At 72.4% G+C, this 11,379-nt stretch carries 8 protein-coding genes and 1 pseudogene; 8 read left to right on the forward strand and 1 reads right to left on the reverse strand.

Going from position 1 to position 11,379, the window contains the following annotated elements; translation table 11 throughout:
• Positions 1 to 43: 43 nt before the first annotated feature.
• The 4 genes from sucB (at position 44) to ACLQ24_RS03135 (ending at position 5,045) form a co-directional block, all read left to right on the forward strand.
• The gene (sucB, locus tag ACLQ24_RS03120; protein WP_425888879.1) at positions 44 to 1,876 is read left to right on the forward strand and encodes a 2-oxoglutarate dehydrogenase, E2 component, dihydrolipoamide succinyltransferase; all 1,833 of its coding nucleotides are present in this window, start codon (positions 44 to 46) and stop codon (positions 1,874 to 1,876) included.
• A 239-nt stretch (positions 1,877 to 2,115) separates the two neighbouring features.
• Positions 2,116 to 2,436: a hypothetical protein gene (locus ACLQ24_RS03125; protein WP_425888880.1), complete on the forward strand. Its 321-nt coding sequence runs from the start codon at positions 2,116 to 2,118 to the stop codon at positions 2,434 to 2,436.
• A 45-nt stretch (positions 2,437 to 2,481) separates the two neighbouring features.
• Complete coding sequence (locus tag ACLQ24_RS03130; protein WP_425888881.1) at positions 2,482 to 3,819, forward strand: low temperature requirement protein A; 1,338 nt, start codon at positions 2,482 to 2,484, stop codon at positions 3,817 to 3,819.
• 326 nt (positions 3,820 to 4,145) lie between these two features.
• The gene (locus ACLQ24_RS03135) at positions 4,146 to 5,045 is read left to right on the forward strand and encodes a TIGR01777 family oxidoreductase (RefSeq protein WP_425888882.1); all 900 of its coding nucleotides are present in this window, start codon (positions 4,146 to 4,148) and stop codon (positions 5,043 to 5,045) included.
• A 114-nt stretch (positions 5,046 to 5,159) separates the two neighbouring features.
• Here ACLQ24_RS03135 and ACLQ24_RS03140 read toward each other — a convergent pair.
• Positions 5,160 to 5,551, reverse strand: a pseudogene (locus ACLQ24_RS03140) (feruloyl esterase); the annotation flags it as partial.
• A gap of 23 nt (positions 5,552 to 5,574) precedes the next feature.
• Here ACLQ24_RS03140 and ACLQ24_RS03145 point away from each other — a divergent pair.
• The 4 genes from ACLQ24_RS03145 (at position 5,575) to ACLQ24_RS03160 (ending at position 10,967) form a co-directional block, all read left to right on the forward strand.
• On the forward strand, positions 5,575 to 7,401 hold the full coding sequence (locus ACLQ24_RS03145; protein ID WP_425888883.1) for a DUF2079 domain-containing protein: 1,827 nt from the start codon (positions 5,575 to 5,577) through the stop codon (positions 7,399 to 7,401).
• A gap of 62 nt (positions 7,402 to 7,463) precedes the next feature.
• Positions 7,464 to 8,105: a lipoyl(octanoyl) transferase LipB gene (gene lipB / locus ACLQ24_RS03150; RefSeq protein ID WP_425888884.1), complete on the forward strand. Its 642-nt coding sequence runs from the start codon at positions 7,464 to 7,466 to the stop codon at positions 8,103 to 8,105.
• Positions 8,106 to 8,307: 202 nt separating this feature from the next.
• A complete protein-coding gene (gene lipA / locus ACLQ24_RS03155; protein ID WP_425888885.1) occupies positions 8,308 to 9,303 on the forward strand; it encodes a lipoyl synthase in 996 nt (331 codons plus the stop codon).
• Positions 9,304 to 9,356: 53 nt separating this feature from the next.
• On the forward strand, positions 9,357 to 10,967 hold the full coding sequence (locus ACLQ24_RS03160) for a hypothetical protein (RefSeq protein ID WP_425888886.1): 1,611 nt from the start codon (positions 9,357 to 9,359) through the stop codon (positions 10,965 to 10,967).
• Positions 10,968 to 11,379: the final 412 nt, after the last annotated feature.

Raw genomic sequence — 11,379 nt, forward strand, 5'->3', positions numbered from 1 at the left:
GACGGGCGAAGATCCCCCAGGGGAATGAAGGAGTCTGGAAAACATGCCGGTATCGGTCACCATGCCCCGGCTCGGTGAGAGCGTCACCGAGGGCACCGTCACGCGCTGGCTCAAGCAGGAGGGCGACACGGTCGAGGTTGACGAGCCCCTGCTCGAGGTCTCGACCGACAAGGTCGACACCGAGATCCCGTCGCCCGCGGCGGGCGTGCTGAGCCGCATCGTGGTCGGCGAGGACGAGACCGCCGAGGTCGGCAGCGAGCTGGCTGTCATCGCCGGTGAGTGCGAGTCGACCGGCGGCGGCGAGGCCGCGCCGCAGGAGCAGCAGCAGGCACCGGCCGAGTCGGTCGAGCCGGCCACCGAGCCGACCGCCGCCGCCGAGGGCACCGCGGACGAGGTAGCGCAGGACGAGGCCCCGGCCGAGACGCCGGCGCCGGCCGCCGCGTCGTCGGGCGAGGGCACCCCGGTCAAGATGCCGGCCCTGGGCGAGAGCGTCACCGAGGGTACGGTCACCCGCTGGCTCAAGCAGGTCGGTGACACCGTCGAGGTGGACGAGCCGCTGCTGGAGGTCTCCACCGACAAGGTGGACACGGAGATCCCGTCGCCGGTCGCCGGCACCGTGCTGGAGATCAAGGTCGCCGAGGACGAGACCGCCGCGGTCGGCGCCGACCTCGTGGTCATCGGCGTGACCGGCGGGGCCCCCGCCCAGGCCAAGCCCGAGCCGAAGGCGGCGCCGGCGCCCAAGGCCGAGCCGAAGCCGGAGCCGAAGGTCGAGGAGCCGACCCCGGGCATGTCGTACAACGAGCCGTCCGCCGAGGCGGAGACCTCGGCGCAGCCGGCGAAGGCCGAGCAGGCGGCCCAGCCGTCCGCGCCGACGGCCGCGCCGCAGCGCCCGTCCGCCCCGGCGCAGGGCGGCGGCGAGGAGGCGGCCGGGTACGTCACGCCGCTGGTGCGCAAGCTGGCCAGCGAGCACGGTGTGGACCTGGCCGCGCTCAACGGCACCGGTGTGGGTGGCCGGATCCGCAAGCAGGACGTCCTCGACGCGGCCGAGAAGGCCAAGGCCGCCAAGGCCGCGCCGGCTCCGGCGGCGCAGCCGACCGCCGCTCCGTCGGCCGCCGCGCCGAAGCCGGCCGCCAAGCCGCAGCCCAGCGCCAAGCGGGGCACCACGGAGAAGCTGCCACGGATCCGGGCGACCATCGCGAAGCGGATGCAGCAGTCGCTGCACGAGACGGCGCAGCTCACCACTGTCGTCGAGGTCGACGTCACCAAGGTCGCCAAGCTGCGGGCCCAGGCCAAGGACTTGTTCCTGGCCAAGCACGGCGTGAAGCTGTCGTTCCTGCCGTTCTTCGCCCTCGCCGCCATCGAGGCGCTCCAGACCCACCCGATCATCCAGGCCAGCATGGACCTGGACGGCGGCAAGATCACCTACCCGGCCGCCGAGCACCTCGGCATCGCCGTGGACACCGAGCGCGGGCTGCTCGTGCCGGTCATCCACAACGCCGGTGACCTCAACATGGGCGGCATCGCCAAGCGGATCGCCGACCTGGCCGAGCGCACCCGGAACAACAAGATCACCCCGGACGAGATGGCCGGCGCGACCTTCACGCTGACCAACACGGGCAGCCGGGGCGCTCTCTTCGACACGCCGATCGTGCCGTCGCCGCAGTCGGCGATGCTCGGCACGGGCGCCGTGGTGAAGCGTCCGGTCGTGGTCAACGACCCGGAGTTGGGCGAGGTCATCGCGGTCCGGTCGATGGTCTACCTGGCCATGTCGTACGACCACCGCCTGATCGACGGCGCCGACGCGGCCCGTTTCCTGACCTCGGTCAAGGAGCGGCTGGAGGGCGGCAACTTCGAGTCGGAGCTGGGCCTGACCTGATCCGCCGCAACGCCGAAAGGGGCACCCCGGTCGTGGACCGGGGTGCCCCTTCGTCTCTGCCGCTCAGCTCTTGAGCAGCGCGGTCGAGACCTGCCAGAGCCGCTCGGCGGCCTCCGGGTCCAGCGCGTAGTCGGCGACGCCCGTGCGCCCGCCCGGCCGGGCCGGGGCGGCTGGTCGAGGCGGCGTACCGCAACGAGCTGGCCCGGCTCTGCGACGCCGCGCCGCTGCTGCTGGACCGGTTGCCGCCCGAGCGGGCGCTACGGGAGTGGATGTCGCGTTTCACGGACTACCTCGCCACGAAGCGGGGCATGGCCGACGCGCTGCGCCTCGTCATCGCGTCCGGCGCCAACCCGTACGCCCAGAGCCGGGACCTGCTGCTGGCCGCGCTCGGCCGGTTGCTGAGCGCGGGCGTGGCGGCGGGCAGCGTCCGGGGCGACGTCGCCGCCGGTGACGTTCTGGCCGGTCTCAGTGGGATCTCCCTGGCCGCCGGCGAGCGCGACCAGGCCGACCGGCTGTTCGACCTGCTGGTGGACGGCCTGCGGTCCCACGACGCGGGCTGACCCGTTCCGTCCTCCGACCAGGCCACACGCTGCCAGAGTGGGACTGTGGGCGGCTACCGGCGGCGTGGACAACTGGGACCGGCCGTCCCCATCGCGCCCGGCGCACGGGTGGACAAGTTCGAGGTCTTCTTCGACCTGGTCTTCGTCTTCTCCTTCTTCATCATCACCCGCGCGACGGCCGCGAACATCTCCGGTCGCCAACTGCTGCACGCCGCCCTGGTGCTCGCCGTGCTCTGGTGGATCTGGGTGGTGCACAGCCTGGTCGCCACCCGGGTACGGCTCGGCGAGGGCTACGTACCGGCGCTCATGGTGATCTCGATGGTCGCGCTGTTCGCGTTCGCGCTGGGGCTGCCGCAGGCGTTCAGCGACCCGAAGGGCAGCGCCGCCGGCCCGATGCTGGTGGCCATCAGCTACGTCGTGGTCCGGGCCGTGCACATGTTCCTGTACCAGCACGTGGTGCGGGACAGCCCGCAGGAGCGGCGCCAGCTCCGACGGTTCGCCCCGGAGCTGGCGGTGAGCATCGTGCTGCTGCTGGCCGCCGCGCTGATCCCGCCGCAGATCACCGACTCCGACCGGGCCGCCCTGGTCCGCGACGGGCTGTGGGTCGCCGTGGTGGTGGTGCAGTACGCCACCGGCTTCATCGTCGGCACCTGGGGCTGGGGGGTGACCAGCGCGGAGCACTGGACCGAGCGCTACGACCTCATCCTGATCATCGCGCTGGGCGAGTCGATCATCTCCACCGGGGTGGGCGGCAACCTGCTCGGCAAACCCGTCACCTGGCCGGCGGTGGCCGCCGCCGCGCTCGGCATCGTGATCACCGCAGCCCTCTGGTGGGCGCACTTCGACTTCGTCGGGCCCGCCGCCCGGATCGCGCTGCACGCGGCCGAGGGCGCTCCCCGGGTGGCGATGGCCCGCGACGCGTACGCGTACCTCTACCTACCGATGATCGCCGGGGTGATCCTGTTCTCGATCGGCAACGAGGAGCTCCTGCACAAGATCACCGACCCGGCCGGCGGTATCGCGGAGAAGATCGACGGGCCGACCATGCCGATGCTCTTCGGCGGTCTGATCACCTACTTCGCCGTCAACATGCTGTTCCAGTTACGGACCCTGCACACCGTCACCTGGACCCGCGTGGGTGTCATCGTGGCGCTCACGGCGGCGCTGCCGATCGGTCCGCACCTGCCGGTGCTGGGCGCGCTCACCCTGGCCACCGTGATCTGCGTCGGGCTCGTCGCCGTCGAGGTGCTGGTGATGTCGGACTCCCGGCACGCGCTGCGGGCCGCCGTGTTCCAGGAACGGACGACGCACGAGGCGCACGAGGCCGCCTGGCGTGCGCGCTGGCACGACCTCCGGGAGCCCGACGAGCCGACCACCCCGTAACAACGCCGGTCTAGACTGCGGACAGCGTCGCGGTGTATCCGGCAGGAAGGCCGCCGAGGGCATGGAGGCGCGGGGACGGCATGGGATGTACATGCACCCGACGAGAACCTGACCACCCTGACGCTGGGCCCCCTCCCCGCCGACGTGTACCCGGAGGTGGAGAACCTCCTCACCGACCTACGCCCCTGACCTCATCTCGTCGATCTTGCACTTTCTGTGGCGATGAAACGGGCCTTGCCTGACATAACGACACCAAAAGGTGCAAGATCGACGCGGAGTGGGGGCGGGGCGCGTCCGGGGAGGGGGTTTTCGACGAAGATGACGGCATGCGGATCCTCATGGCCGGCGCGTCCGGCTTCCTCGGCACCCGGCTGGGCGACCGGCTCGCCGCCGACGGGCACCAGGTCACCCGGCTCGTGCGCCGCGCGCCGCGCGACCCGCAGGAGCGGCAGTGGGACCCGGCGGCCGGCCAGCTCGACCCGACCGTGGTCGCCGAGACGGACGCGGTGGTCAACCTGGCCGGCGCGGGCGTCGGCGACAAGCGCTGGAACGACGACTACCGACGGTTGATCCGCACCAGCCGGGTGGACAGCACGACCACGCTCGCGACGACCATCGCCGGGCTGGCCGCCGGCGACCGACCTCGGACGCTGCTCAACTCGTCGGCGGTCGGCTGGTACGGCAACACGGGCGACCGGGTGATCGAGGAGGACGCGCCCGCCGGCGAGAGTTTCCTGGCCGACGTCTGCCGGGTGTGGGAGGCCGCGACCCGACCGGCGGAGGACGCCGGGGTACGCGTGGTGCGGCTGCGCACCGGCCTGCCCCTGCACCGCGACGGTGGGCTGCTCAAGCCGCAGTTGCTGCCGTTCAAGCTGGGCATCGCCGGGCGCCTGGGCAGTGGCCGGCAGTGGTTGCCGTGGATCTCCATGCAGGACTGGCTGGACGCGGTCGACTTCCTGCTGGCCGATGACGAGATCGCCGGCCCGGTCAACGTGGTGAGCCCGAACCCGGTGACGAATGCCGAGTTCACCCGCGAGCTGGCCCGGCAGCTGCATCGCCCGGCGATCATCCCGATCCCCGCCCTGGCCCTCAAGGTGGCGCTCGGCGGCTTCTCCCACGAGGCCCTGACGAGCACCCGGGTGCTCCCCGGCGTGCTGTCGAACGCCGCCTACCCTTACCAGCACCCCACCCTCCCCGCAGCCCTGTCGGCAGCCCTGCAGGGCTGACAAGGCGGGTTGATCATGGAGTTATTGCCCGCCACCTCGGCGTGTCGGGGCAATAACTCCATGATCAATGGGGGCCAGCTACCAGGGATGGGAGGTCAGCAGCCGATTACCCAGTAGTTGGGGGCGGGTGTAGCCGGAGTAGGCGCCACGGACCAGGTCGCCCCAGGCCGCCGCCGTCTTGTCCGTACCCGGGTTCATGCAGCTGAACGCGTTGACCACGCTGGTGGCGCAGCGGTACGGGATGCCCGCGATGATCGATCCGGCGGCGAAGACGTCCGGGTACGTCGCGAGCATGACCGCGCTCATCGCCCCCTCCGCCGAGAGGCCGGGGAGTTGGCCGGCAGGTTGTCCGGCCGGTAGGCGTACATGGCGAGGTTGCCCGGATTGGAGCCTAACCCGGTGACCTGGGTGAGGCTGGCGGCCTGGGCGGGCGTGGCGAGGGTGATCGCCCCCGCCACGGCGGCACGGGAACCGACGACAACCGCCGGTCTGACCGGCTCGTCCAGGTCCGATTGGTAACGTCCGCTGCGTGCCGTCCTCCCCGTCGCTGGCCACCGGGCCCGCACCCGCGTCGCCGCCGCGCGCCCTCCGGGACCGCCGGGCCGACCTGATCGTCGTGCTGGTGGCGCTCGCGCTCGCCGTCTGGGTGACCAGCGGTCTGTGGCGGGACCCGAACGCCCGCACGATCACCGTCAACTCCAGCGACCAGGCGCTCTTCGAGTGGCTGCTCGCCTTCGGCGGGCACGCGGTCACCCACGGGGAGAACCCCTTCTTCACCTACCTGATCAACGTCCCGGACGGCGTGAACCTCGCGGTCAACACCTCGATCACGGTGTACGCGGTGGTCTTCGCCCCGCTCACGTACCTCGTCGGGCCGCCGGCGACGTTCCTCGTGATCCTCACCCTGAACCTCTTCGCCACCGCGCTGGCCTGGTACTGGCTGCTCTCGCGGCACCTGGTGCGCAGCCGCCTCGCCGCTGGCGTCGGTGGCCTCTTCATCGCCTACTCCCCCGGCATGGTCTCGCACGCCAACGCCCACCTGAACTGGACCGCCGGCTGGCTGGTGCCGTTGCTGATCTGGCGGCTGTTCGCGCTGCGCCGCCCCGGGCGCTGGCTGCGCGACGGGGTGATCCTCGGCCTGCTCGTCGCGGCGGCCTTCTCGATCGCCGCCGAGGGCCTGTTCTTCGCCACTCTCGCGCTCGGCGTGTTCGTCGCCGTCTGGGCGCTGCACCCGGCCCACCGCGCCGAGGCCCGCGCCGCGCTGCCCACCTTCGTCCGTGGGCTCGGCGTGACAGCGGTGGTGGCCGGCGTGCTGCTGTCGTACCCGCTGTGGTTGCACTTCGCGGGGCCGCAGCGGTTCCACGGCACCGGCTTCGACCCGGTGATCCACTCGGAGGACATCGCCGCCTTCACCGCGTTCCCGCGCCGCTCGCTGGCCGGGGAGGCCGGGCTGGGCACCGCGCTGGCGCCGAACCCGACCGAGGAGAACTCGTTCTTCGGCATCCCGCTGCTGGTGCTCACCGTGATCTGCTTCGTCGCGCTCTGGCGGTGGGCCGACGCCGGCCGCCGGGCCGTCCTCTGGGCGCTGGGCGTCGTCGCGCTGATCTTCACGGTGCTCTCCTTCGGGCCGGTGGCGAAGGTCGACGGACGGCGCACCGACCTGCCCATGCCGTTCGACGTCCTCGGCCAGTTGCCGGTGGTGAATGCCGCGCTGCCGGCCCGGCTGGCCCTGGTGGTAGCCCCGGTGATCGGGGTGCTGCTGGCGTACGCCATCGATCAGCTTCGCGCCGCGCCACCCCGGTACCGCCCCACGGAGCTGGCCTGGGTGATCGGGTTCGCGGCGGCCCTCGTGCCGCTGCTGCCCACCCCGTTGCTGACCCGCGAACGGGAGCCCATCCCGCGCTTCATCACGTCCGGCGCCTGGCGGCAGTACGTCTCCGACGGCAACACGTTGACCCCGTTGCCGCTGACCGTGGACATCTATCCGGACGGCCAGCGGTGGCAGGCGTACGCCCTGTCGCACCGGCAGGGCGAGTTCGCCATTCCCGCCGGCTTCTTCCTCGGCCCGGGCGGGCCGGACGGGCGCGGCAGGATCGGACCAGTGCCACGCACCCTGAGCGCGCTCATGGACCAGGCCGGCCGCACCGGGCTGATGCCGATCATCACCGACGGCACGAGGCAGGAGGTCCGCTCCGACCTTCGGCACTGGCGGATCGAGACGCTGGTCCTCGCCGACGCGGTGCACGGCGCGAAGTTCGAGGTCGACGAGGCGACGGTCCGACGTACCGCCACCGCGCTGTTCGGCGAGCCGCAGCGGGTCGACGACGTTTGGCTCTGGCGCGTCCCACCGGGCTGACCGATCCCTGGTGAGACGTCTCACCAGGGATCGGAGCCGTGCACGGGACTAGGCTTGATGCCGTGACGACGACGACCTCCGGCCTGACGGCCGTCCGCGCCGGCCTGCTCGACTACCAGGCTGCCTGGGACGAGCAGCGGCGCCTGCACGAGTCGGTGGTGGCCGGCGAGCGCGGCGACACGGTGCTGCTGCTGGAGCACCCGAGCGTCTACACCGCCGGCAAGCGCACCGAACCGTGGGACCGCCCCATGGACGGCACCCCCGTCGTCGACGTCGACCGTGGCGGCAAGATCACCTGGCACGGTCCGGGTCAGCTCGTCGGCTACCCGATCCTGCGGCTGCCCGACCCGGTGGACGTCGTGGCCTACGTCCGCCGGACGGAAGACCTGCTCATCGACGTGTGCGCCGAGTTCGGCCTGACCGCCGGCCGGGTGGAGGGGCGCAGCGGAGTCTGGGTGCCCGAGGACAACCGGGGGCCGGCCCGCAAGGTCGCCGCCATCGGCATCCGGGTCGCCCGGGGCGTCACCCTGCACGGCTTCTCGATCAACTGTGACTGCGACCTGACGTACTTCGACCGGATCGTGCCCTGCGGCATCCGCGACGCGGGCGTCACGTCGCTCACCGCCGAGCTGGGTCGCCCGATCAGCGTCGCCGACGTGCTGCCGGTGGTCGAGCGCCGCCTCGCCACCCTCATCGCGGTCTGACCCGCGCATCCAGGTCTGAAGCGCGACCGGTTCGGGCTGCTCGGCGGGGACCGGGGGTCTACCTCGCGTCCTTTGGAGCTGATGTCGTCCAGCCGTGTGACGCCGGTTTCGGCGCACCGGTGTTAGGCGTCACAACATCAGTGGCGTGACGCCGGTCGCCTGACGCACATAGACGGCCACCATCCGGCGTAGGCTCGTTTTCGTGACGATCGAGCACTCCGCGCCGACGACCGGCCAGGCAGCGCGTACCGCAACGGCCGCCCCCGAGGGGCGTCGCCTGCTGCGGATCGAGGCGCGCAACGCCGAGACGCCGATCGAGCGCAAACCACCGTGGATCAAGGTCAAGGCCAAGATGGGCCCGGAGTACACCCAGCTACGCGGGCTCGTCTCGCGTGAGGGGCTGCACACCGTCTGCCAGGAGGCCGGCTGCCCCAACATCTACGAGTGTTGGGAGGACCGGGAGGCCACCTTCCTCATCGGCGGCGACCAGTGCACCCGGCGGTGCGACTTCTGCCAGATCGACACCGGCAAGCCCGCCGAGTTCGACGCCGACGAGCCGCGCCGGGTCGCCGAGTCGGTCGTCTCGATGGGGCTGCGCTACGCGACCATCACCGGTGTCGCCCGCGACGACCTTCCCGACGGTGGGGCGTGGCTGTACGCCGAGACCGTCCGGCAGATCCACGCCCTGCAGCCCGGCTGCGGCGTCGAGCTGCTGATTCCCGACTTCAACGCCGTCCCCGAGCAGTTGGCCGAGGTCTTCGGCTCCCGCCCCGAGGTGCTGGCGCACAACGTGGAGACCGTGCCGCGCATCTTCAAGCGCATCCGGCCGGCGTTCCGCTACGACCGCTCGCTGGACGTGATCCGGCAGGCCCGCGCCGACGGCCTGGTCACCAAGAGCAACCTCATCCTGGGCATGGGCGAGGAGCGGGCCGAGGTCTCGCAGGCGCTGCGCGACCTGCACGAGGCGGGCTGCGAGCTGATCACCATCACGCAGTACCTGCGCCCCTCCCCCCGACACCACCCGGTGACCCGCTGGGTCAAGCCGGAGGAGTTCGTGGAGCTGCGCGAGGAGGCCGAGGAGATCGGCTTCGCCGGGGTGATGAGCGGGCCGCTGGTGCGCTCGTCGTACCGCGCGGGCCGGCTCTACCAGCAGGCGCTCGACGCCCGCGCCGCCACCACGGTCGCCGCCGCCGGCTGACCCGCCGACAACGCCGCACGGACCGTGCGGCGTCCGGGTGTCATGATCGTGCGATGACCGCCGGGGTACGCGACAAGCCGCGCAGCGCGGATCGTCCGCGTCCGCGGCCCGGCGCTCGCCTCGCACCGGTCGGTTGGCTCACCGGGCTGGCCCTGCTCGGCGGCATCGGCTACCGGCTCTGGCTGGTGGCCCACGTGACTCCCCCGACGAACAGCGACGAGGCCACGATGGGGCTGGCCGCGCTGCACATCGCCAGGAGCGAGGGCTTCCCGGTCTGGTTCTACGGCCAGCAGTACATGGGCACACTGGAGGCGTACCTGGCCGCGCCGGTGTTCGCGCTCGCCGGCCCGTCCCTGTTCGGTCTGCGTCTGCCCACGCTGACGCTGTACGCGCTGTTCCTGCTGCTGGCCTGGCGGCTGACGCTGCGGCTGACCGGGGACCGCTGGTTCGGCCTGCTGGTGGTCGTCCTGCTCGCCCTCGGCGCCGACCGGGTCGTCAAGAACCAGCTGATCGCCGGCGGTGGCTACCCCGAGATGAACGCCGTCGGGGTGGCGCTCGCCCTGCTCGCCGTGGACCTGGCCGCCGGCCGACCCGAGTGGCGACTCGCGCGCTGGGCCGCCTGGGGGTTCCTGGCCGGCCTGATGCTCTGGGTGGACCCGCTGGTGCTGCCGTACGTCGTGGCGACCGGCACAGTGCTGGTCGGGTTCCGCCACCGGGAGCTGTGCGGTCGGGCCGGCGTGCTCGTCGGGGCCGCCGCCGTGCTGGGAGCCGCCCCGCTGCTGGCGCACAGCCTGCTGACCGGCCGCAACCCGGTGAGCGCGGTGCTCGCCGCGGGTGGCGCCGACGCGAGCGCCGAATGGGGGGCTCGGCTGCACGGCGGGCTGCTGCTCGGGCCGCCGCTGGGCATGGGCTTCTGCGGGCCCGGCTCCTGCGCCACCTGGCAACTGTGGTGGGCGTACGCGCTGCCGGTGGTGCTGGCCGTCGCGGCCGGCACGGCCTGGCGGACCCTGCGCCGCCCACCCGCCTCGGCCGGCTCCGACGATGTGTCGCCCCGGGTCACGGGAGCGGTGCGGCTCGCCCTCGTGCTGGCGGCGGTGGCGACCCTCGTCGCGTACACCGTGAGCAGTTCCTCCGGCCTGACCCCGGCGGAGAGTTCGCGGTACCTGTCGACGCTGCTCATCTCCGTGCCGGCGCTGCTCTGGCCGGTCTGGACGCTGGCCTGGTCCCGGCCGGGGTGGACAGCGGCCCGGCCGGTCGCGCTGGTCATCCTGGCCGCCACGCTGCTCACCGCCGCCTACGCCACGGCGCAGGCGGCGCGGACGACGCCGGCGAACCGGGCCGACGAGGCCCGGCACGCCGAGCTGGTGGCCACGCTGCGTCACCTCGGCGTACGACAGGTGCGCGCCGGCTACTGGACCTGCAACCGCCTCACCTTCGCCACCGCGGAGGAGGTGGTCTGCGCGGTCGTGGACGACAACTTGCGCCCCGGCTTCGACCGCTACCCCGCGTACCGCCGCGAGGTGGAGCGCGCGGGGGCGCCCGCCTGGGTGGCTCCCGCCGGGTCACCGCTGGCGGCCCGGCTCGATGGGCGACTCGGCGCGGGCCCGGACGCCCTCGACCTGGTGACCGTCGACGGCTGGCGGATCTACCTGCCGCGCGCCTGAGGGCGGGATGCCGGGACGCCGGGACGCCGGGCTCGGCGGGACGCCGGGACGCCGGAAGCCGGGACGCCGGAACGGCGAGCAGGCCGAGGCGGTGGGCCAGCGCGGCGGCCTCGCCCCGGTTGGTCACGTCCAGCTTGGCGATGATGCGCGAGACGTGCACGCTGGCCGTCTCCGGGGAGAAACTCATCGGGCGAAGGCCCCACCCCGGCATGGGCACGACGCCTCATCTTCCCCAGCCGTACCCTCCTTACCCGCCCGGTCCGGGCACCCGAGTTGACGTGAGGTACTCAGCTCGGCGGCACCCGGACGCGGATCAACCCGGGCGACGGCGACCACTAGACGATCTATTCCAAGGGGGTCAGTGGTCGTATGCGGTCAGGGACCGTAGGACTGGCTGGTTGGTGTGCCAGTT

This window comes from Micromonospora sp. DT4 (assembly GCF_049841675.1).
In the GTDB taxonomy this organism is placed as follows: domain Bacteria; phylum Actinomycetota; class Actinomycetes; order Mycobacteriales; family Micromonosporaceae; genus Micromonospora.